Consider the following 21,304-nt stretch of genomic DNA (forward strand, 5'->3'; position numbering starts at 1 on the left):
TTGTTATATTTAAGCAGGAACTTTATACGTTCCTGCTCGTTCAACCCTGGGAATGCCAGAGTTTGATTAATGACTGGCCGTTAAATCCCATTAATTCAGGGCATAAACAGCGAGTAGGACAAGAATGCATGCGCCGCCTATATAAAGAAGGCGGTTTTTTGATGGTTCTTGGACAGGCGTCGGTGCGTTTAAATCAGTTGAAGCAGGTGCATCGGTTTCAGAAAGGGTTTCTTCTGAAGGTGCATCTTGATCCGTTGGAGCCACGTTTTCTGAAAAAGCTTTAAAAAAGTCGTCAGCCATTTTCTTTGCTGCTGAATCGACGAGCCTTGAGCCTATCTGGGCAAGCTTTCCACCAACTTTTGCATTAACAGAATAAGTTAAAAGAGTTTGCCCGGCTTGCTCTTCAAGTGAAACTTTTGCTTCACCTTTTCCAAAGCCAGCGGCTCCACCTTTACCCTCACCTGTTAGAGTGTATCCATTTGGTGGATCGAGATCAGATAATGTGACATGCCCTTTGAACTTGGCTTTAACAGGGCCAAATTTTGCCGTCAGACTCGCTTGAAATTCTGTGTCAGAACTCTTTTCAACAGTTTCGCAGCCAGGGATGGATTGTTTCAAAATTTCAGGATCATTTAACGCTTCCCATACTTTCTCTTGAGAGGCGGGGATAAGTTGCTGGCCTTCCATCTGCATAGTTGCCTACCTGTCTAATAGCTAAATATCTTCAAATTTCTTCCAGAGATTGTTTTCTTCACGGACTCTAAAAGGGGACATGGAAGTATTGAAGAGGGAAGGTTTCTTTGTCACCCAGGCAAAAACAATTCGATACTGAAAGTGTTGCAACTTTGCGACACAATTGGAAGTTATATGCCAAGTGTCGGACGCGGCTGTGATTAGTGATATTTTCCTATCAAGTATGCGTAAGAGCCTAAATAATAGCAAGTTCATATGTGTGTACACGTATGGGTCGCGTTTGTGGGGAGGTAAAAAAATTGCCAACCGGAGGGGGGATCCGGTTGGCAAGTAGGGTGCGGAGACCTAGGGGGAAGATGCTAAGGTCAAATAGACAATGTCTCGGCACCAATGAGCATCGGGGTAAGATGCGCTTTGATGAAGGTTAGTATCTTGCGTCCGAACCTCTTGATAAACTGGTGGCGCTAAATACGACTTCAAATTCCTCTACATAAAACAGTGTATCTGGTGAGCTAATTGACGTTCGCGAAAGGTGTACCTTTCTCATTTTGAAGGATCTAATCGTATGTTTGTAAAAACGATAATTTCAATCAGAATGTATCTTTAAAAGCTCACTAATCAATTTATGATTGTATTAGAGCGTGATTCGCTTAAAGAAAGATTAATTTCACACGCGTTACCAGTAGAGTGTTCAATTTTTGCCGTATTATTTAAATAGAGGATACCAAATTTATATCTTCTATCTATCTGAAAATAATATATTTTAGGCTGTTCTGCTGAGCGCCAAAAAATAACGGGATTTAAAATCACCGAAAGGTGAGAACAGGCGACGAATGAGATTGCCAAATAGTTTATGGGCTTTAGCTGATCTAAGTTGGCGAGCTGTTTGGAAGTGATAATCAACATCTGCAACTTGTATGTCAAAAGCAGTTGCGGTGGCGTTGTAGCGTTCCATGAGATTGTTCCTCTAGCTTTGTATTCTTGTATCTAATATGCGCTCTTTTTCGAAAATGATAATAGGGCTTGTTGTATAATGATTGTTTCGTTTATTTTGATAATACTATGGATGTAATCAGTGATATGACAGTTTTTGTTGAGGTCGCCACTGCGGGAGGAATGACCGCAGCAGGGCGTGAACTCAACCTATCAGCGGCGGTTGTCAGTAAACGAATTGCCAACCTTGAAGAACGTCTTGACGTTCGGCTACTTAATCGAACAACGAGAAGATTGAGCCTGACTGATGATGGTGCAGGCTACTTTATTCGCTGTAAGTCGATACTTGAAGATATCGCAGATGCTGAAGCTGCACTTTCTGGCCTGACAGGACACGTAAAAGGAACGCTTAAGATAACCGCGCCCTCTTCTTTTGGACGTAAACATATCTCACGTCTTCTTCCGGAATTCCTCAAGCAATATCCTGATGTTTCTATTCAGGTCAGTCTGACGGATCAGATCGTTGATATGATCCAAGCGGGTTTTGATTTGGCAATCCGTACCGGAGAGCTACAAGACAGCAGTCTTATAGCAAGAAAGCTCAGTCCTGCGCGAAGAGTAATATGTGCCTCTCGAGAATACCTTGCTAAAGAAGGGATTCCCGAACATCCAAGTGACCTTTTGCACCATAACTGCATGGTACTTGGCTATCCAGGAGGTGTTCATGATCATTGGCACTTTAAGGGACCGGAAGGGCAAATCGATGTAAAGGTGAAGGGAAACCTTGAAACCAATAATGGTGAAATATTACGCGATGCAGCCAAAGCTGGGATCGGGATTGCCATAAAGTCGACATGGGATATCGCTGATGAACTCAAGGCCGGGGAGTTGATTCCTATTCTTAGGGAGTTTGAACTCCCGAGTGCAGCCGTTTATGCCCTTTATCCCAACCGAGAGCATCTACCTGCCAAAACAAGATCCTTTATTGAGTTTCTCGAAAGCAAATTTGGTCGAGAGCCCTATTGGGATAAGGGAATCAGCCTCAAAGATATTTAACGGGGAAATTATTTGGGCTGGAGCCTATAAAGCGCACCGTCATATTCATCTGTAAGCAAGTAAATCAAGTCATCAGTACCTTGGGTTACGGCCCTGATTCTCCCGACTTCTTCTTCAATAAGGCGCTCTTCATGGACGATTTTGTTATTAATAAGTTCGTGACGTACTAAAAGCTCATACTTCAGAGCTGTGGTGAAGAGGTTCCCCTGCCACGAAGGAAACGCCTTGCCCGAGTAAAAGAAGATCCCAGAAGGGGCAATGGAGGGGGTCCATTGGTATATGGGTTGGGCCATGTCGGGGTGATGCGTACCCTCACCGATTGATCCCCCAATATATTCTTTTCCATAGGTAATAATGGGCCAGCCATAATTCACTCCCGGTTTTATAAGATTGATTTCGTCTCCCCCTCGTGGGCCGTGCTCACTTAGCCACATTTCTCCTGTTTCAGGGTGGCGTGAAAGGCCCTGAGGATTTCTGTGACCATAAGAATATATTTCAGGAAGAGCGCCAGCAGTGTTGATAAAGGGATTTCCACTTGCTGGTTTCCCATTGTCAGTGAGGCGTAAAACTTTTCCCGCGTGGAGATCAAGGCGCTGGGCAGTATGGCGCTGACCGCGATCACCGATTGTCATATAGATAAGGCCGTTGTTATCAAAGCGAATACGAGACCCATAGTGGTGGCTGGTTGTCGAATCAGTCTTGGCAATGAACAGGGTTTCTATCTCGGTTAATTGATCCTGTTGGAGGTTGGCGCGGGCAAGAGCTGTGGTTGATCCTCTTGGGAGAACGTGGCTATAGGTGAAATAGATGAGCCCGGTATTTGTAAAGTTTGGATGAGGGGTTACATCTAGAAGGCCCCCTTGGCCCTTGTTATGTATTTCAGGAAAACCTGATAATGAGATGGATTTGACCTTTCCTTTTTCATAGAGCTTCAGGCGTCCATCGCGCTCGGTAATTATAAGGCGGTCATCAGGAAGGAAAGCCATGCCCCAGGGATGGTCGAGATCATCTGCAAGCAGGACCAAGTCAAAGCTGGATTTTTCACTGTTGAATTGATCGACGACCTCACTGGATACGGCCAAACCTGGGAAGCTAATTAGCAAAAATGTCAGAGTCAGAAATAACGAGGATAAAAGGTACCTGAGTATTTGAGCACACATTGGTATCTATCTCTTAATAGTTAGCAGGTTGGTCGGCATTAAGCAGCGCTATCCATCAATGATAGGGTAAAACCCTCTATTCCAAAGCTTTTTACGTTCAGATTGTTGTGAAGATAATTTTTCTTGGAACAAATACTAAGATTATTAAATTGTTCAATTTCCCGTCAGATCTTAAACCGATAAAGCGGTTTAGCCTAGTACGAAGCGGATTATCGTACCTTGGTGACATGATGTTTAAGAGAGGGAAATCAATATGACAAAGACAAGTAGTGAAGCTGTAAATCAAGTCCAGAAAAGGGCTTTGAGTGTATTTACTGCGGGCATTTCAAACGGAGAATTTGGTTTTCCTCCTGAAACTCTTATTGCCTTAGACAGGGGTAAGGGCGCACGCCTTTGGGATACGGAGGGTAAAGAATATCTCGATTTTTCTATTGGTTGGGGGTCGTGTCTCGTGGGGCACGCCAGAGAAGAGGTCGTCGAAGCTGTAACCAAACAGGCGGAAAAAGGATCAAACTTCTCTTATCTCAATACCCATGCTTTAGCCCTTGGTGAAGAAATTCAACGAGTTTCTCCGGCCGTTGACCGTTTGCGTTTTTGTGCTTCTGGGACCGAGGCAACGATGTACTGTCAACGGCTTGCAAGGGCCTTCACAGGCAAGACAAAAATATTGAAATTTGAAGGGGCTTATCACGGGGCGAACGAAGCTGGTGTTACTTCATTGTTTCCAAGTCAAAACCTGGAATTTCCAACACCGGAGCTGACCTCAGCAGGAACGCCGATGGCACGAGAGAATTTGCTCGTGGCGCCTTATAACGAATTGGAGAAAACCGCCGAGATCATTGCCGAAAATAAAGACGATATTGCCGGAGTTCTTATGGAGCCCTTACAGCGTTGTACGCCGCCCATTCCCGGCTTTCTTGATGGCGTGCGTGCTCTTTGTGACAGCTATGGCATTCCGCTTATCTTTGATGAAGTTGTCACAGGGTTCCGGCTTGCTTATGGAGGCGCGCAGGAAAAGTACGGGGTAATCCCGGATTTGGTTGCCTATGGTAAAGCCTTGGGCGGCGGTTATCCTATTGGCGCATTCGGGGGGCGTGCCGATATTATGGATCATGTGAGCGAGCATTATATCGGCCAGGATAATTATGTCTGGATGGCTTCGACCTTGGGGGGGAATCCAATATCGACCTGTGCGGCCAATGCTGCGTTATCTGTTTATCGGCAAGAGGGAGTGTACGAGAACCTCTATGAATTGGGAGAGTATTTGCGTAACGGTTTACGGAAAATTGTCGACGACGCTGGAGAGGTTGCCCAGGTGATCGGGGATGGGCCTTTGGCGCAGATCGTCTTCACGGACCAACCCGTTTTCAATTACCGCTCTTCAGCTCAGGGAAATAAAAAGAAGGGCCGTGCGATGATGCTTGAATTGTTCAAAAGAGGTGTTTTCTTGAACCCAATGGGAACCAAGCTGTACCTGTCTGTAGCTCATGATCGCGCCATTTGTGATGAGTTTCTCACACGGTTCGAAGATAGTTTGAAAAGCGTCAGAGAAATAATTTAGGGTATAGCTCGGCTGTGTGAGTTTTTGTGCTTATGCAGCCGATCTCGATAATAAAAGGAGGTATTTAAAGAAATACTCTTAATAGCTTGAAGGGAGGCGTGGGTGCATTAGCAATCGCGCCGGATAGATTATTTGCCTGATTGAGCGCAAAGATTGTTAACCCTTTTTCACACAATTTTAGAGTTTTTGATGATTTCGGAAGATTGATTGCTATTTTTTTAGACAAATATGATCTAATAGATTGATTGAAAGCGGTCCTCGGAGTATCAAATCGCTAGAGGTCCTGAGAGCTATATCGAGAGTGATTAATGAAAGAGTCAGAACGCATGCCTGAGATTGGTGATATTTTTTCTAAAAGGCACGCTTCTTATCAGGATTGGGTCGTTGTTGAGGTCTATAAATCGACAATCGACGGTATTCAATACACCCGACTCCGGAATAAGGATATTGGCGATAAGTCTGTCAGTGCTGTTGAGTTGACGAGGCGTGGGTCCGATTGGTTACGTAAAACCCCTGCTCAAAGTTAAGCTCTTCTATATAAGAGATGTATGAATAAACCCGTAGTTATGCTGCGGGTTTTATTTTTGTCGATACCCCATAAATGTCCAATTTTTATACCTAAACATTCCTCCTCTGATTATGGGGAGGCTATCTTGTATCTACTGTTTGTCGGGGCGGTTTTGTGTCAGGCAGGTGATAAAAAAATGTTAAGCAACGTAGTGCCTTTAGCGAGCCTTGATGTGGTCTTCGTGACTCCATAATTTCTGATCAACTTAATATTTTATTTATTGAAATCAGAGGCGAATTTTATGAAAGAAAGCAACACTGACAAATTACCTGTTGTCGGAGAGGTTTATTCCAAGCGAACACGATTCCTACAGGACTGGGTGGTTACAGACGTTTATAAGTCTCATGTGGATGGTGTAACTTATGTGCGCTTACAGAACCCTCTGATGGGAGAAAAAAATGTCGGTGCTGCTGAACTTGTACGCCGCCGTTCAGATTGGTCAAAAAAAACTGTAGAGAAACCTCAAGGTGATTCTCTTCTCGACCTTTCAATGGATAGTCAAAATGGAATTTCTACGCCTGCAAATAAAAGCTAGGTGATGTAGGTATTGGTTCGACTTCTTTTGGTCTGGTTTCCAAAATTGGTTGGGGCATGGGAATAATATGGGAACAATTAAGAGTCTTTTTTATTTTTATCTGTGCGTTAAGTATTGATTTTGTTTTGGTAATATAAACTCTTCAGCAGTTTTGGGGGCGGTGATCGCTTCTTTTATTGTTTCTGTCTGAGAGCCTATAGATGTCCAGAGATACACCTGCAATTTTTGAGGCAAGCCGATTGCGTTTATATGCATTGGGAATCCTTGGGATTTGCCTTGTCAGAATCTATTGGTTGATTTCTCCGTCCAGTAACCTGGTTGACCTTCAGGGTAAACCAATTGGAAACGATTTTATTACTTTTTGGTCTGCAGGGCATCTGGCCCTGGAGGGGCGTCCGGAAGCTGCATTTGTTCGAGAGCTGATTTTTGAAGCACAGCGCATTGCAGTTCCCGGCAGTGACTCGTTATTTTTGTGGCATTATCCGCCAACCTTCATGCTGCTGGCTGCCTTATTGGCAAGTGTTCCCTACCTGGTTTCCTATCTTTTATTTATCGGTGGAAGCCTGGTTTTATATGCTGCATCAGTGCGGAAATTTTTAGAACAACCCTATGCCATTTTATTGATTGTTGCCTACCCAGGGACATTTTTATCGATTACCCATGGGCAAAATTCAATGCTGAGTACGGGGCTTCTTGCCTGCGCTTTTCTCTTTTGGCGCCCCCGACCAATTTTGGCAGGTATATTCATTGGCCTGCTGGCTTTCAAACCCCAACTCGGTTTGCTTATCCCATTGATTTTAATTGCAAGTAGGCAGTGGCAGGTATTTCTTTCTGCAACGGTTACAACAGTACTTTTTGTTGGGCTTTCGATTGCAGCCTTTGGTCTCGATTTGTGGGGTACATTTTTTGAAAATGCTGCTTTGGTAAATGATGTCATGGGGCGGGGATTACTACATTGGGAAAAGATGCCAAGCGCCTATATTACGCTAAGGATGTTGGGTGCATCGGAAGCCCTTTCTTATGCTGTCCATTGGCTTATCGCAGCGGCCGTGGTTGGTGTGTTGTTAAGGCTTTGGTATCGTTGTGGTCCAACTAAGTTGTCCTTTGCTGCGCTCGTTCCTGCGATCCTTTTAATTCTCCCCTACGTTTTTGATTATGAAATGACATTCCTCGCGATCCCAATTGCGATCCTTGCCACAGATATTGCCAAAAAGGGCGGCGCCTTATGGCAAAAGATCGTATTGATTATTGCTTTTGTTGCCCCGCTATTCTTGGCTGGGATTGGGCAGAACCTGCATGTCCAAATCGGGTTCCCCGTTATTCTCGCCCTATTTGTCGTGGCCGTACTGCGTGGCTTTACGGAACTTCGTTTGTTGAAGACAGAAGAGCTTTAAGGTCTTTCATAATGGGCCGGGACGTTTGTTAGCCCGGCTTTCCATCCAATCGTGGTTTAAGCATTATGGGAAGAAAATGAATAACATAGAACCCGAATGCAATGGTCCACAGCAGTCCAGACGTGTGGAGAATCGGGATGGATAACGGCCCTTCATAAACACTTTGTGCGACCCGGAAAATTGCTGCAAGTGTGATGGCGATGAGGGCTGATGTAAGCAGAGGCCTCGTTTGTAGGGGGCTTCCTGAATGCCCCAGTCCAGCCCTGATCATAACAACCAATACCATCGTGGCGATGGCTCCTGTGGTTAGAGCGTGTAAGGCTCCTTCCCAAAAGTATCCATACTCATATAGGCCATATGATTTTAGAAGGAGGCCAGCTGGAATACAGAGATATCCGATATGCATTGACCACAACAATGGATCATTTAGCGTCAGCCACCCCTTCCAGTAATAAAGTCGGACAAGGTGGATTAAAGCAAGCAAGAGGCAAAACCCGGCAAAGACTTCGGGTGAGTTGGCCGATACGAACAAATCGCCCAGTACCATAAGAAAAGTTCCGATGATGCAGGCCATACTCAGTTTGGCTGGTGCAGATACCTCAACCATAATCCCTTGTCGATGTAAGGCGTTTCTGGTGAAGGCGGGAACAATCCGCCCCCCGATTATTGTGATCAGCAAAATTAAAATTGAAATGGCCGCTTCGAGAATAGTCCGTGATGAAACCTCAATAACAGACATTTCGGACAGGTAAAAAGCCAGGTTACCGAGAGCCAGGACCATGAATATACCTGGCAGCATGAGGTTTTTTTTATTCCCGGCTTTATAGAGAACGCGCGCTGTCATGAGGGCAAGAGCCGGAAGGAAGAGAAGGTCAATTGCAGCAAGCAAGACAAAGGGAAGGGATGTGCCAGCCCAAAGTGATATACGCCCAAGCAGCCAAAGCGAATAGAGACCGGCAAGGGGAAGGCCCGAAAGCGGAGGGGTGTTGGTCCAGTTCGGCATGGCCGTGAGAATAAAACCAGCAATGGCGGCAACGCCAAAACCGTATAACATCTCGTGGCCATGGATGAGTGAGGGAGCAATATAGCTATTGTATTCAAGATATCCCGTGAGGCTGAGGATCCACAGGCATAGCACCAGCAGGGCATAAAAGGCACCAGATAAGAAAAAGGGCCTGAATCCTGCGCGCCAGAAAGCGGGAATATCCGAACTCATTGTTGCTTCCTTGTGATATGTTCTTCGTCTCAATTACCATTAAGATATATATAAATTGCATCTTAATGGTAATGCGTCAGTAAAGCGCAGTTTAAAAATGGATCAAAGGTATGTCTCCCTTTGGCGGCAGACATACCTAATTAGATCAGGTGTTATACGGCTTGTGAATAAACCAGTTCGCGTTTTCCGTGATATTGATCGAAGAGCGCACATACTGCCCTGACCAGTGCTCTGGCCTCGTAAGGTATTGTAATCACCCCGTTCTCATGGGTGGCGATCTCATCCTTGGCGAAGGGCTTTATGGCTTCGAGTTCGTATTCAAAATCACCGAGCGTCGCGCCGTATTCCTTGCAAATCACATTGAGATCTACTTCGTGATAACACATAAGTTGCTCAATGATGGCGGCGCGCAGCTTATCTTGCCCTTGGAAAGGGATTGATTTTGCCACTGCAAATTTGCCACTTTCTATGGCTGCGCGATAGTTCCGGATGGGAACAATGTTCTGGACGTGCCCATTGGGTAGGGAGCCGATAGAAGAAGCGCCAAACCCGATCATGGCTTCGGCCTTGTCAGTAGTATAGCCCTGGAAATTTCTACGCAGGTTTCCATTTTTGAAGGCTATGGCCATGGGATCGTCTTGCTTGGCGAAGTGATCAAGGCCTATACGAACAAAACCGTAAGTGCCCAGAAGTTCTGCAGCAGCTTCTTGTTGCTCAAACCTCTCGTTGAAATCAGGGAGTATTTCTTCGGGTAAGAGTCTCTGGTGCGGTTTTAGTGTTGGGATGTGGGCGTAACCAAAAAGAGCGATTCTTTCCGGGGCCATTTCCATTACCCGGTGTATGGTCTCCAGCACGGATTCAACGGTTTGATAGGGCAGGCCATACATAAGGTCCATATTGATACCATGGACGCCGCTCTCATGAAGCCAATTGGCAACCTGAGAAGTTTGCTCGATTGTTTGAATACGATTGATCGCGCGTTGAACTTTTTCCTGAACGTCCTGAACACCAAGACTTGCTCTGTTAACACCGCCTTCCGCCCAGGCTTGAATGGCCTTTTGGCTCATATCTCTCGGATCAATTTCTACCGCGATTTCCGCATCACTGGTAAAGTTAAAGGCTTCGTTGAAAGTCTTGAATAGGTCACGCACATCATCCGGTATGAGAATGGTTGGGCTTCCGCCACCAAAATGCATATGGCTGACGGGGCGACCTCTCCCCATGACATCGGCTGTCATGGCGATTTCTTTTCGAAGTGAGCCGAGATACTCGTGAATTGGTTTATATTTCTGGGTGATTTTGGTGTGACATCCACAGAACCAACAGAGACTATCGCAATAAGGTATATGCGAATAAAGCGACAAAGGCATATCTTCGGGTACGGCTTTTAACCAGTCACAATACAGTTCTTGTGTGAAGCCTGGCTTGAAAAGGTGCGCAGTAGGATAGCTCGTATAACGAGGAACCCCTTTGTCATATTTTTGTATAGTCTCTGTTTTCATAATCCCTGAATACCCGAGTGAAACAGTCAGGGCCTTGATTTATGTCAAGTGAGGTCAGATTCAGAGACGCATATTTGCCTAATTTTGATCAGCCTTTGTCGTAATTAATTGTTGCCGCATGCGAATTTCTTGTGGCCATTGGCTTTTAATAAAGGCGAGTGTTGCGGATATTTCTTCGTTACTCAAACTTTCACCAAAAGCAGGCATCCGACTGATAAAACCCTCAGGGGCAACCGAAGCACCACCATGTTTCGTTATTTGAAGTAGAACACCATCAGGGTGATGCCATGTATGGCCGCTCTCGTCGTGGGGAGGTGCAGGTAATCCACCGTCCTGAAGAGGTGAGCGCCAATTGGGTTCACCTTCCAAATTTGCACCGTGACAAGAAGCGCACTCATGGGCGTAAAGTTGTCGGCCCAGTGCGACAAGCTGTTCATTGCCAGGATCTGGATCGGGAAAGGTTAATTCGGAATTATTACGGCTCTCTTTCTCGACATTTGATCCATTGTAATCAATTATAAAGTAAGTTGCAGCTAAGGTTGCGACTCCTGTTATGAGGAGTCCGGTCAACACTGATTTCCGGGCCCATTTTGTCTGTGCCATATCGTTCTTACCTACTTGAGTGTTAAGCTACTTATTGGCGAGACCATAACTCTTCCAGTAGGAGGAAGCTCAAGAAGTAAATACGAATACTAAAATAAGTGATTGCTAATTCTAATGTTTAATGAATCTTATTTTTGCAATGCAGCATATATTGATTTTTCTTATTAAAAGGGTATTTTAAGCCCAAGAATTAGAGAGATGAGAAGGTCCAAACGCCGCTGAAATCGACAAAGATTTTTGCTTTATGCGGGAAGGATCCATCTGGAGAGAAGCATACCAGTCAAAGGAGACTAAATTGGCTCTTGGTAAGGATACATTGAATACCCGCCGCCAGCTCACCGCGAATGGCAAAACTTACGACTATTACAGTCTGGAAGAAGCCTCTAAAACGCTTGGCGATATTTCGCGTTTACCGTTTTCCTTAAAAGTACTTTTGGAAAACCTTTTGCGTTATGAAGATGACCGCAGCGTTAAGGTTGACGATATCAAAGCGATGGCTGGCTGGTTGAAAGACCGTAAGTCTGACAGCGAAATTGCCTATCGTCCCGCACGTGTTCTTATGCAGGATTTCACAGGCGTTCCAGCTGTTGTTGATCTCGCGGCAATGCGTGAAGCCATGGTTGAAATGGGTGGTGATCCCAAAAAGATTAATCCACTTTCGCCTGTTGATCTCGTGATTGATCACTCTGTAATGGTCGATTCCTACGGTGGTCCAGATTCTTTCCAGAAGAACGTTGATCTAGAGTTCGAACGCAATGGCGAACGTTATTCTTTCTTGCGCTGGGGACAGACGGCCTTTGATAACTTCCGTGTTGTTCCTCCTGGAACCGGCATCTGTCACCAGGTGAACGTTGAAAACTTGGCACAGGTTGTCTGGACCAAGGAAGAAGACGGCGTAACTACTGCCTATCCAGATACACTTGTCGGTACGGATTCACACACAACCATGGTAAACGGTCTTTCCGTTCTTGGTTGGGGTGTTGGTGGTATCGAAGCTGAAGCGGCAATGTTGGGTCAACCAGTTTCCATGGTGATCCCGGAAGTTGTCGGTATGAAGCTGACAGGTAAGATGAAAGAAGGCACAACCGCGACGGATTTGGTTCTAACCATTACTGAAATCCTTCGTGCACATGGTGTTGTTGGTAAATTTGTAGAGTTCTTTGGCGCTGGTTTGGATAACCTTACCCTTGCTGACCAAGCGACAATCGCCAACATGGCTCCAGAATATGGTGCGACATGTGGCTTCTTCCCAATCGACGCCGAAACTATTCGCTATTTAACCTTTACCAGCCGTGATGCTGACCGTGTAGCGCTTGTAGAAGCCTATGCTAAAGCACAGGGCATGTGGCGTGATACCGATACGCCTGATCCCGTATTTACTTCTTCACTCGAGCTTGATCTCTCCACTGTTGAGCCAAGCCTTGCTGGTCCTAAACGTCCTCAGGACCGTATTTCTCTCAGTAATCTTGCTCCTAAATCTGTCGAGCTTATTAAAGAAGCTGTTGGCGATAAGGCGGGTGCAAGTGCTGCGGTTGAAGGCAAGGATTATGATCTAAACCACGGTGATGTGATGATTGCAGCGATAACCAGCTGTACCAACACGTCGAACCCTTCCGTTCTTATCGGTGCTGGTTTGGTTGCGAAAAAAGCTGTTGAACTTGGTCTCCAGGTTAAGCCTTGGGTGAAAACATCTTTGGCACCTGGCTCACAGGTTGTAACTGATTATCTCGAAAAAGCAGGTCTTCAAGATCACCTTAATACGCTTGGTTTTGATCTCGTGGGTTACGGTTGTACCACTTGTATCGGTAACTCAGGACCGCTTTCAGATGAACATATTGCGGCAATTGATAACGAAGAGCTTCAGGTTGCAGCGGTTCTCTCTGGAAATCGTAACTTTGAAGGACGTGTGAGCCCACAGACACGTCTCAACTATCTGGCTTCACCTCCACTTGTTGTTGCTTATGCTCTTGCGGGTAACGTGACGATCGATCTTCTGAACGATCCTATTGGTCAGGGTAAAGATGGGCAGGACGTTTATCTTAAAGATATCTGGCCTTCTTCACATGAAATCGAAGAAATCTCCGGTTTTGCCGTGACACCTCAGATGTTCAAAGAACGTTATGAAAACGTGTTCGAAGGCCCAGAAGAGTGGCGCAAAATTGAGACTGCGACTGGTTTGACATATGATTGGAATGACCAGAGTACGTATGTTCAGTACCCGCCGTTCTTCCAGGGAATGAGCAAAGAAGCCGGTGAGCTTAGTGATGTTTCAGGAGCGCGGCCTCTGCTCGTTCTCGCTGATAACATTACCACTGACCATATCTCACCTGCTGGTGCGATTAAAGCTGATAGCCCAGGTGGTGAATATCTTACGGGTCACCAGGTTCGTCCTGTTGACTTTAACTCTTACGGCTCACGTCGTGGAAACCACGAAGTCATGATGCGCGGCACCTTTGCCAATATTCGTATCAAAAACGAAATGGTTCCAGGCACCGAGGGTGGCCTCTCCAAATACAAAGGGGAAGTGATGCCGGTCTATGACGCTGCGATGAAGTACGTAGACGACGGAACACCATTGGTCGTTTTCGGCGGTAAAGAGTACGGCATGGGGTCTTCTCGTGACTGGGCTGCTAAGGGAACCCGTCTTCTCGGCGTTAAAGCTGTTATCGTTGAGAGCTTTGAGCGTATTCACAGATCAAACCTCGTGTTCATGGGTGTTCTACCTCTTGTTCTCAAAGATGGTGCCACACGCGAATCTCTGGGGATTACGGGTGATGAGACCATTGATATCTCTGGTATTGAGAACGGGATTACTCCTGGAATGGACGTGGATTGTCGTATCAGTCGTCCAGACGGATCAGTTGAAGAAATTAAACTGATGTGCCGTATCGATACTGCAGACGAAGTAGAGTACTTCCGTCACGGTGGTATCTTGCACTACGTCCTACGTAACCTTATGAACGACGCTGCATAAAGCTGAACTTCACGATTGCGAAAAGGCAGCCCGTCTGGGCTGCCTTTTTTGTTTTGGGAGTAAGAACGATCCCTTTCCAGCTTTCTAATCCTTATGAAATTCCCTTAAAGTACATCTGACCGTTTTATATCCGGGTTCTGACTTTATTCAGGTGCAAATGACACAAGAAATTGAACAGATCTTCAAGACGGAATCTAGCCGCGTGTTAGCCAGCTTGATGCGGATTCTTGGCGATCTTGATTTGGCTGAAGAGGCTTTGCAGGAAGCAGTTCTCCTCGCGTTGTCAAAATGGCCAGATGAAGGCGTGCCAGAAAACGCATACTCCTGGCTGGTGTCTGCGGGTAAGTTCAGGGCGATTGATGTTATTCGTAGAGCCAAGAGGGGCAAAGAGCTTCTGTCGGATGGTTTGGGCTTAGTTGTTCCAGAAATCACACCAGAAATCACTCTAGAGAAGATCGAAGAGCAGTATCTGGAAAAGAGTTCTGTTGACGACGATGTGCTGCGACTAATCTTTTACTGTTGTCATCCTCAAGTATCTCTTGAATCGCGCATAGCCCTTTCCCTGCGTGAATTATGTGGCCTTTCGGTTAAAGAGATTGCCCGTGCCTTTCTTACTTCTGACGAAAATATCAAGAAACGAATTACACGTGCAAAAAGAGTTTTCAGGAAAGAGGATGTTCTTTTTGAAATGCCAAGGGGGGATCGCTTACATCAGCGTCTGGATGCCGTAAGGAATGTCATTTATCTGATCTTTAATGAGGGGTATTCCCCTGGCGAAAGTGAGCTAAAGCAAAAAGAGCTGACCCTTGAGGCAATACATCTTTGTCGGCAATTGGTTGGCCTTTTGCCTGACTCTGAAAGTTGTGGATTGCTGGCGCTTCTTCTTATTCAGGAATCGCGAAAAAAAGCGCGGCTAAGCCCACAAGGGGATATCATTCCCCTCGAAGATCAGGATCGCGCTCTTTGGAATCAAGAGCTTATCAATGAGGGCCTAGAGCTCCTTCATCAGGCAATGATGTCAGGGCGTATGGGAAGCTACGGGCTGCAGGCGGCAATAGCATCGGTTCATGCCGTGTCAGATTCAGTAGAAAATACTCAATGGGATCTGATCATCGGATACTATGATATGCTTTTATCGATTAACCCGTCCCCTGTCATAGAGCTAAACAGGGCAGCGGCAGTCGGTATGATGGAGGGGCCACAAGCTGCTTTGGATATAATACAAAGTTTAGAACAGGACCCGAAGCTGTCGCGCTTTTATATTCTCTATTCCCTTAAGGCAGAATTTTTAAAAAGATTAGGGCTAAAAGAAGAGGCCATTATCGCCTATGAGCGGTCTATCGAATTCGTTTCCAGTGAGCCTGAAAGAAAATATTTAAGACAGCAGGTGAAAAATATTTCAAAATAATTGTCCTACCAGTGTCCCCATTGGGCGTTCCCATTCGACTATATGCAGATGAACTGAAGCTTGATGCGCTTTGTTGAGATAATTGTTCATCACATATGAAGGAGAAATTTGAATGCAGTTTTTTGTTTATTTCACGATGATTGAAGGTAAACGTATGAACCCACCAACCCCGGAGGGTATGGCGAAACTTGGGAAGTTCATGGAGAAATCCTTTGAATCCGATACCATTGTTTCCACGGGTAAATTGCCCCAGAAGGTTACTCAGATTGAATTGAGCAAAGGGGAGATTTCAATTTCTGACGGTCCATTCGTCGAGGGAAAAGAGTTGATACCGGGTTTTACTGTTATTCGTACCGATACCAAAGAAGAGGCGATTGAATGGGCTCGGGAACTTCGAGAGTGTATGGGGGATGGTGTAATCAAGCTCGCTCAACTGTCAGGAACCAGTCAGGATGATATGAAAATGTAATTTTGGGTAACTGGATAACCCATGATTACTTTGCTCGCGCAAACTTGAAGGCGACGTGACTGGAGATTTTGAAGGAGGAGGAATAGTCTCTAGCTATGAGAAAATTTTTTAAATTCCTCCGACTTCCTGTCGTGAAGATTGCAGCTGTCATTCTCGGCCTTTCATCTGGCTGGGCTTACATGGCAATAAGTGGTCCTGCTTCTGAAGTTGTCGAGGCCGCAGAGAAAAGGCTGGCGCAAGGCCAGCTTGTCGCTGGAGCTGCAGAGCTGGCCGGCTTGTCAAAAACGGCCCCAGTTGTGCTAGAACTTTTCACTTCTCAAGGGTGTAGTTCTTGCCCGCCAGCGGATGAGCTGTTGAGTGAATTGGCCGATCAACCCGGTGTTATTGCTCTGTCTTATCATGTTGACTATTGGGATTATATTGGCTGGAAAGACCCCTTCTCAAGTGCGGCATCAACCACAAGACAACGTGCTTATGGTAAGGAATTGGCTCTTCGTTATGTCTATACACCCCAGATAGTTATCGATGGACGTCGAGAACTAGTGGGCTCTCGCCGAGGGGAAGTTCTTGTCGAAATTGAAGAGGCTGCAAAAGCTGGCAAAGCCGTGACAATGGAGATCTCAGGCGATGTAGAAAATGCGCCGACAATAGATTTTAGTGGTGCTTTGCCGCTTGGGGGAACTGCAACGCTTTGGGTCGCCGTTTTTGATGAGAAACATGAAACAGAAATTCAACGTGGTGAAAACCAAGGTTTGTTTATGGTGAATAAACACGTGGTTCGTGAGTTCGAACAGGCCGCACTTTGGAATGGTGTTGATGCTTCTTTGTCTTTTGACTTTAAAGAACTTGGTATCACGCCTGGTGATGGGTACGCCCTTATCCTTCAAAATGGCCTTGGTGGAGCGGTGCTCGGGGCAGCAATTCAAGATAAATCTTGAATTGAATTATTTGTGCTCAAGAATATTTTTTGTACAAAAAAAGGTGATGCAAAACGCATCACCTTTTTTACATAGACTAAACGAGCTTCAGGGTCGAAGCTTAAGAAAGGCCCTTGCCCATCACCCGTGACATACGTTGGGCGAAGGTGGTTACATCAGAAGGCATTTGCCCTTCGAGAATTCTCGCTTGATCGAGTAGTAGCCAGGCAATGTCTTCGAGATCAGAAGCGGCCCCATCCTGTTTGATAAGATCAGAAAGACGTTTGACCAAATCGTGCTTGGGGTTGATCTCGAGAACGCGTTTACTGTCTTGGTCAACCTGATTGTGGCTGCGAAGAATACGCTCCAGGTGGATGTCCATGTCGCCCTCATCAGCAACCAGACACACGGCAGAATCAGTCAGACGTTCTGAGCTTCTAATATCTTTAACTTCGTTTTCGAGCGTTAGCTTCATATAACCAAGTAAGGCACCGAGTTCCGCTTTATCGTCTTCTTTGTCCTCAGACTTTTCGTCTTCAGCTTCAGAACTGTCGATTTTACCGAGATCGGCACCACCACGTGTAACGGATTTGAAGCTTTTACCTTCGAATTCGTTGATAGAAGTAACCCAAAATTCATCGACTGAATCGTTGAGAATAAGGACGTCAACGCCCTTGGCTTTAAAGCCTTCGACCTGAGGACTTCTGCGGAGCGCTTTTTCATCTTCACCAGAAATGTAATAGATGTGCTCCTGGCCCTCTTTCATGTTTGCAATGTAATCCGCCAGACTTATCCAGCCATCGTTATTGACGGAACGGAAGCGACAGAGCTTGAGAATCGGATCTTTCTGGGACAGATCTTCGTATAGGCCTTCTTTGAGAACGGGGCCGAAGTTTTCCCAAAACTTGATGTATTCTTCAGGCTCATTCTCAGCTTTTTTATCCAGCAGACCTAGGACACGTTTGACAATGCCGCCGCGAATTTTGCGAAGCATCGGATTGTCCTGCAGCATTTCCCGGCTGATGTTGAGCGGAAGATCTTCGGAATCAATCACACCTTTGAGGAAGCGCATGTAAGCGGGAACAAGTTCCTGGCAATCATCAGTGATAAAGACGCGGCGAACATAAAGCTTTACGCCGTGTTTGCGATCAGGATGGAAGAGATCAAAAGGCTTGCTGCCAGGGATGAAAAGTAATCCGGAATATTCCAAGACGCCTTCGACGCGGAAGTGTTCACGCAGCCACGGATCGTCATAAGCGTGAGCGACGTGGTGATAGAATTCTTTGTACTGTTCATCTGATACGTCAGATTTGCTTCGGGTCCAGATGGCAGAAGCAGAATTCAGTGTTTCCCATTCTTCCACATTTTCAATTGTACCGTCTTCACTTTCTGAAGCAGCCTTTTTGAACCGGATTGGAATCGGGATGTGATCAGAATAGGTTTTGATGATGGTGCGCAGACGCAGCTCTTCGCCAAACTCTTTCTGTTCTTCTTTTAGATGAAGCTCAATGCTGGTGCCGCGTGTATCTTTGTCAACTTCGCTAACGGTAAAGGTTCCCTTGCCATCGGATACCCACTTCCAGCCTTGATCTTCACCAGCACGGCGACTGGTCACTGAAATTTTATCTGAAACCATATAGGCAGAATAAAAACCAACCCCAAATTGGCCGATAAGGTTACTACCGTCCTTGTTATTCTCCATCTGGGCCATGAAAGCGTCTGTGCCAGAACGGGCAATCGTACCGAGATTGTCGATTAGCTCCTGACGGTTCATGCCCACGCCATTATCGCTAATGGTCAGAGTTTTTCCGTCTTTATCGATTTCAAGATCAATCCGAAAATCGGGATCATCTTTCATCAAATCGCCATCGGTAACGGCGAGATAACGGAGTTTGTCACAGGCATCGGATGCGTTTGAAATCAGTTCCCGTAAGAAAATTTCTTTGTTGGAATAGAGAGAATGGGCAACGATGTCCAAAAGGCGAGAGACCTCGGCCTGAAAGGATAGCTTTTCCTCAGACATGATTTTTATGTCCACCTTTAACTTTTCAAATTGATGTTGTCGTGCAGATGATGAATATCCATCAATGCATAGAGAGATATGGCGTAAGATCGTTATTTTTTCAAGTTATCTCGGATTCCATTGCCGTCAGTTTTCTGAAGAGGGTTGCAGAGTTTTGCCATTTCTGTAACAAATCAAGTATAAGTAACGATTATGCAATGCAATCTATGCGCGAAATTAAGTGACGTATGTTAAGCTCAATTCGAGTCCCGTTATTGGTAGGTACAGCCACCTTATTGACTGCTTGTGCTGCGGGACCTAATTCCTCGCCCAATATGATTTTTGAACGCAAAGGGCTAACCGAACCTACCCTGAGCTCTTTTCAATACTGTCATGGATATGGTTGCCTGAAGAAAGAGAACTTATCCCTCAATGAAGTTGAAAAAACCGGTTTGATATCTGCTTTTGGAGCCGTAGCTTCTGCACAAGAAGAACGGGCCGCGATGGCGAATGCTGTCGCTTATATGGAGCGTATCAACGCAGCCAAAGCCGGGACTGAAAATGATGTCGGTGGTACCTTTGCCGGATATGGCCAGTCAGGGCAGCTTGATTGTGAGGACGAGGCTGCCAATACCACGACAACGCTGATTTTTCTTCAGGACTTGGGTTTATTGAAACATCACAGGTTACGCTCTCAGGTGACCCGCGGTTTCTTTATTGGCGGCTGGCCCCATACTTCTGCGGCTGTTGTTGATAACGTGTCAGGTGAAAACTTTGCCATTGATTCGTGGTTCGAAAGCAGTGGTGTGAAACCGCATGTGGTTCCCTATGATGCCTGGTCATCAGGTTGGGACCCGGCCAGGGATGGGCCGATCGTCGTTGAATAAGTCTAACTTATTCTGTGACCAAGCTCGGCTGGTGATATCAGGGTCGTGAAAATAGCGGTGGCGAGTAAAACGATCAAAACCAATGTGATTTCAAGTTTGATTGACCGGCGCAGTTTTTTAATTGCGATCTGATGAAAATTATCTCCATGACCAATCTTGCTCAGATTAGGCACAAGTCTAAATTTATTAATACCTGCGAGCCCGAGAACCAGTACGACGATTGCGAGTTTTCCCAATAACATCCAGCCGTATCTCGTTTCCGTAAGGCCGTGGTATCCGCCGGCAATAAACCAGGACATCGTCAGCCCGGAAATTAATAGGACTGGGATCGCCCAGGCTGCCGTTTTGCCAAAATGTTCAAGGGTGGGTGCTGCAAGTTCGTCGTGTTCTTTCATCAAAATAAGCAGTGGAACGAAGCTCCCGGCCCAGAAGCTGGCGATAAGAAGGTGGATGAGAATGAGGGGTTTGAGCAAGAATACCGGCTCGTATGCTCCGGTATGGCCACTGAGAATATAAAGTCCGAGAACGGTGAGAATACCGAGTAGGCTAAAGATCCAGTTTCGAACTTTTGTGGCGATAAAAATAATGGCAAAGCCCAGGCTGAGTAAGATTTGAAGCTTTCCGCTGGCCGAGAAAAGTACCAGATCAATCATGTCTGGATCTAACAAGGCTTCGAACTCGCCCCCTGAAAGCCAGATGATGTTTACACAGAGATGGACTAAGACGAGGACAACTCCAATTGTGCAGAGTTTTCTGATGTGCTGGTAGAGTTCTTCCTCAACAATTGAAATATCTGATTTATAGAGATGGCTGAATAAAATTGAGCCACAGGCAAAAAGGCTGGCGGCGTAAAGGCTGGCCTTAATCAGTGTCAGTACCAGCTCAATAGTGTCGAAATGCATGAATACTGCTTAAGGTGCTATGGTAAAGTTGAAGTGACCTTTGATCGGATGGCCATCCGAAGACAATCCTCTCCATTTTACGTTATAAGTCCCTTTATGAAGTTCAGGCGGTGTTGCATTGATCTCTTTGGTCGGAGTAAGACTTTTCCCGCCTTCGACGGATACTTCGTCACCGTTCTCATTTTCAAGCTTAAAGGATGTAACTTTTAAAGCCTCTGGAAAAGTAAGTGTAATTTTCTCTGGAGATGTTTGTAATACGGCTTCATTTGCCGGTGACGTTTTCAAGACTTTGGCATGACCAAAACTAAGTGTTGGTACTGCCGCGGCGATCAGAAATGTTACGATGATCAGGGTTTTATTAAACATACTCTTCTCCATATTGCCGGGGAATTTTAATCCTTCCCCTAGGAGGAAGGTCAAGAGAGGCAATACATCTAATTTGGTACGCATTACTTAGTGCTCAAATCTTATTATCACGACGCAGAATTTAATTTTCCATAACAGCGATTTCTGTGTATAGAATT

Annotated in this window: 19 protein-coding genes; 10 read left to right on the plus strand and 9 right to left on the minus strand. The window is 45.7% G+C overall.

Annotated features, from left to right (window positions below; all coding sequences use genetic code 11):
- Positions 1 to 90: 90 nt before the first annotated feature.
- The gene (locus ACOGW3_RS12760) at positions 91 to 693 is read right to left on the minus strand and encodes an SRPBCC family protein (protein ID WP_419903319.1); all 603 of its coding nucleotides are present in this window, start codon (positions 691 to 693) and stop codon (positions 91 to 93) included.
- A gap of 763 nt (positions 694 to 1,456) precedes the next feature.
- Complete coding sequence (locus ACOGW3_RS12765; RefSeq protein ID WP_419903320.1) at positions 1,457 to 1,648, minus strand: hypothetical protein; 192 nt, start codon at positions 1,646 to 1,648, stop codon at positions 1,457 to 1,459.
- Positions 1,649 to 1,773: 125 nt separating this feature from the next.
- Between ACOGW3_RS12765 and ACOGW3_RS12770 the strand changes: the two genes are divergently transcribed.
- The gene (locus ACOGW3_RS12770) at positions 1,774 to 2,682 is read left to right on the plus strand and encodes a LysR family transcriptional regulator (protein ID WP_419903321.1); all 909 of its coding nucleotides are present in this window, start codon (positions 1,774 to 1,776) and stop codon (positions 2,680 to 2,682) included.
- A gap of 8 nt (positions 2,683 to 2,690) precedes the next feature.
- On the opposite strand, the gene ACOGW3_RS12775 is transcribed toward ACOGW3_RS12770, so the two are convergent.
- A complete protein-coding gene (locus tag ACOGW3_RS12775) occupies positions 2,691 to 3,785 on the minus strand; it encodes a PQQ-dependent sugar dehydrogenase (protein WP_419903322.1) in 1,095 nt (364 codons plus the stop codon).
- Positions 3,786 to 4,095: 310 nt separating this feature from the next.
- Here ACOGW3_RS12775 and ACOGW3_RS12780 point away from each other — a divergent pair, with 310 nt between their 5' ends.
- The 4 genes from ACOGW3_RS12780 (at position 4,096) to ACOGW3_RS12795 (ending at position 7,900) form a co-directional block, all read left to right on the plus strand.
- Entirely contained in the window at positions 4,096 to 5,403 is a 1,308-nt protein-coding gene (locus ACOGW3_RS12780) for an aspartate aminotransferase family protein (protein ID WP_419903323.1), read from the plus strand.
- Between the two features lie 308 nt (positions 5,404 to 5,711).
- On the plus strand, positions 5,712 to 5,930 hold the full coding sequence (locus ACOGW3_RS12785) for a hypothetical protein (RefSeq protein ID WP_419903324.1): 219 nt from the start codon (positions 5,712 to 5,714) through the stop codon (positions 5,928 to 5,930).
- Positions 5,931 to 6,212: 282 nt separating this feature from the next.
- The gene (locus ACOGW3_RS12790) at positions 6,213 to 6,506 is read left to right on the plus strand and encodes a hypothetical protein (protein ID WP_419903325.1); all 294 of its coding nucleotides are present in this window, start codon (positions 6,213 to 6,215) and stop codon (positions 6,504 to 6,506) included.
- Positions 6,507 to 6,706: 200 nt separating this feature from the next.
- On the plus strand, positions 6,707 to 7,900 hold the full coding sequence (locus ACOGW3_RS12795; protein ID WP_419903326.1) for a glycosyltransferase family 87 protein: 1,194 nt from the start codon (positions 6,707 to 6,709) through the stop codon (positions 7,898 to 7,900).
- Positions 7,901 to 7,928: 28 nt separating this feature from the next.
- Here ACOGW3_RS12795 and ACOGW3_RS12800 read toward each other — a convergent pair whose 3' ends face one another.
- The 3 genes from ACOGW3_RS12800 to ACOGW3_RS12810 all read right to left on the minus strand — a co-directional run bounded on the left by ACOGW3_RS12800 (position 7,929) and on the right by ACOGW3_RS12810 (position 11,221).
- Positions 7,929 to 9,116: an NnrS family protein gene (locus tag ACOGW3_RS12800; protein WP_419903327.1), complete on the minus strand. Its 1,188-nt coding sequence runs from the start codon at positions 9,114 to 9,116 to the stop codon at positions 7,929 to 7,931.
- Between the two features lie 152 nt (positions 9,117 to 9,268).
- Positions 9,269 to 10,618: an oxygen-independent coproporphyrinogen III oxidase gene (hemN, locus tag ACOGW3_RS12805; protein WP_419903328.1), complete on the minus strand. Its 1,350-nt coding sequence runs from the start codon at positions 10,616 to 10,618 to the stop codon at positions 9,269 to 9,271.
- Between the two features lie 78 nt (positions 10,619 to 10,696).
- Positions 10,697 to 11,221 (minus strand): c-type cytochrome, encoded by a 525-nt coding sequence (locus tag ACOGW3_RS12810; protein WP_419903329.1) that lies wholly within the window; start codon positions 11,219 to 11,221, stop codon positions 10,697 to 10,699.
- Positions 11,222 to 11,465: 244 nt separating this feature from the next.
- Between ACOGW3_RS12810 and acnA the strand changes: the two genes are divergently transcribed.
- From acnA to ACOGW3_RS12830, 4 genes are all read left to right on the plus strand, one after another.
- Positions 11,466 to 14,195 (plus strand): aconitate hydratase AcnA, encoded by a 2,730-nt coding sequence (gene acnA / locus ACOGW3_RS12815; protein WP_419903330.1) that lies wholly within the window; start codon positions 11,466 to 11,468, stop codon positions 14,193 to 14,195.
- A gap of 157 nt (positions 14,196 to 14,352) precedes the next feature.
- On the plus strand, positions 14,353 to 15,603 hold the full coding sequence (locus tag ACOGW3_RS12820) for an RNA polymerase sigma factor (protein WP_419903331.1): 1,251 nt from the start codon (positions 14,353 to 14,355) through the stop codon (positions 15,601 to 15,603).
- Between the two features lie 112 nt (positions 15,604 to 15,715).
- Positions 15,716 to 16,072, plus strand: a complete 357-nt coding sequence (locus tag ACOGW3_RS12825; protein ID WP_419903332.1) for a YciI family protein — start codon at positions 15,716 to 15,718, stop codon at positions 16,070 to 16,072.
- A 95-nt stretch (positions 16,073 to 16,167) separates the two neighbouring features.
- Positions 16,168 to 17,010 carry a DUF1223 domain-containing protein gene (locus ACOGW3_RS12830; protein WP_419903333.1) on the plus strand — a complete coding sequence of 281 codons (843 nt, stop codon included), beginning with the start codon at positions 16,168 to 16,170 and terminating at the stop codon, positions 17,008 to 17,010.
- A 100-nt stretch (positions 17,011 to 17,110) separates the two neighbouring features.
- Here the strand turns inward: ACOGW3_RS12830 and htpG are convergent, their stop codons facing one another.
- Positions 17,111 to 19,012, minus strand: a complete 1,902-nt coding sequence (gene htpG / locus ACOGW3_RS12835) for a molecular chaperone HtpG (protein ID WP_419903334.1) — start codon at positions 19,010 to 19,012, stop codon at positions 17,111 to 17,113.
- 254 nt (positions 19,013 to 19,266) lie between these two features.
- Here htpG and ACOGW3_RS12840 point away from each other — a divergent pair, with 254 nt between their 5' ends.
- Positions 19,267 to 19,878, plus strand: a complete 612-nt coding sequence (locus tag ACOGW3_RS12840) for a hypothetical protein (RefSeq protein WP_419903335.1) — start codon at positions 19,267 to 19,269, stop codon at positions 19,876 to 19,878.
- 2 nt (positions 19,879 to 19,880) lie between these two features.
- On the opposite strand, the gene ACOGW3_RS12845 is transcribed toward ACOGW3_RS12840, so the two are convergent.
- Positions 19,881 to 20,780 carry a copper resistance D family protein gene (locus tag ACOGW3_RS12845; RefSeq protein ID WP_419903336.1) on the minus strand — a complete coding sequence of 300 codons (900 nt, stop codon included), beginning with the start codon at positions 20,778 to 20,780 and terminating at the stop codon, positions 19,881 to 19,883.
- Positions 20,781 to 20,789: 9 nt separating this feature from the next.
- A complete protein-coding gene (locus tag ACOGW3_RS12850) occupies positions 20,790 to 21,146 on the minus strand; it encodes a copper resistance CopC family protein (RefSeq protein ID WP_419903337.1) in 357 nt (118 codons plus the stop codon).
- Positions 21,147 to 21,304 lie beyond the last annotated feature (158 nt).

Origin of the sequence: Kiloniella sp. (assembly GCF_965205715.1) — a bacterium.
Taxonomy (GTDB): domain Bacteria; phylum Pseudomonadota; class Alphaproteobacteria; order Kiloniellales; family Kiloniellaceae; genus Kiloniella.

Coding starts and splice junctions, on each gene's coding strand:
- ACOGW3_RS12825 (WP_419903332.1), top strand. CDS start 15,716: ATGCAGTTTTTTGTTTATTTCACGATGATTGAAGGTAAACGTATGAAC.
- ACOGW3_RS12765 (WP_419903320.1), bottom strand. CDS start 1,648: ATGGAACGCTACAACGCCACCGCAACTGCTTTTGACATACAAGTTGCA.
- ACOGW3_RS12845 (WP_419903336.1), bottom strand. CDS start 20,780: ATGCATTTCGACACTATTGAGCTGGTACTGACACTGATTAAGGCCAGC.
- ACOGW3_RS12760 (WP_419903319.1), bottom strand. CDS start 693: ATGCAGATGGAAGGCCAGCAACTTATCCCCGCCTCTCAAGAGAAAGTA.
- ACOGW3_RS12800 (WP_419903327.1), bottom strand. CDS start 9,116: ATGAGTTCGGATATTCCCGCTTTCTGGCGCGCAGGATTCAGGCCCTTT.
- ACOGW3_RS12770 (WP_419903321.1), top strand. CDS start 1,774: ATGACAGTTTTTGTTGAGGTCGCCACTGCGGGAGGAATGACCGCAGCA.
- ACOGW3_RS12830 (WP_419903333.1), top strand. CDS start 16,168: ATGAGAAAATTTTTTAAATTCCTCCGACTTCCTGTCGTGAAGATTGCA.
- hemN (WP_419903328.1), bottom strand. CDS start 10,618: ATGAAAACAGAGACTATACAAAAATATGACAAAGGGGTTCCTCGTTAT.
- ACOGW3_RS12790 (WP_419903325.1), top strand. CDS start 6,213: ATGAAAGAAAGCAACACTGACAAATTACCTGTTGTCGGAGAGGTTTAT.
- ACOGW3_RS12785 (WP_419903324.1), top strand. CDS start 5,712: ATGAAAGAGTCAGAACGCATGCCTGAGATTGGTGATATTTTTTCTAAA.
- acnA (WP_419903330.1), top strand. CDS start 11,466: ATGCGGGAAGGATCCATCTGGAGAGAAGCATACCAGTCAAAGGAGACT.
- ACOGW3_RS12780 (WP_419903323.1), top strand. CDS start 4,096: ATGACAAAGACAAGTAGTGAAGCTGTAAATCAAGTCCAGAAAAGGGCT.
- ACOGW3_RS12810 (WP_419903329.1), bottom strand. CDS start 11,221: ATGGCACAGACAAAATGGGCCCGGAAATCAGTGTTGACCGGACTCCTC.
- htpG (WP_419903334.1), bottom strand. CDS start 19,012: ATGTCTGAGGAAAAGCTATCCTTTCAGGCCGAGGTCTCTCGCCTTTTG.
- ACOGW3_RS12850 (WP_419903337.1), bottom strand. CDS start 21,146: ATGTTTAATAAAACCCTGATCATCGTAACATTTCTGATCGCCGCGGCA.
- ACOGW3_RS12795 (WP_419903326.1), top strand. CDS start 6,707: ATGTCCAGAGATACACCTGCAATTTTTGAGGCAAGCCGATTGCGTTTA.
- ACOGW3_RS12820 (WP_419903331.1), top strand. CDS start 14,353: ATGACACAAGAAATTGAACAGATCTTCAAGACGGAATCTAGCCGCGTG.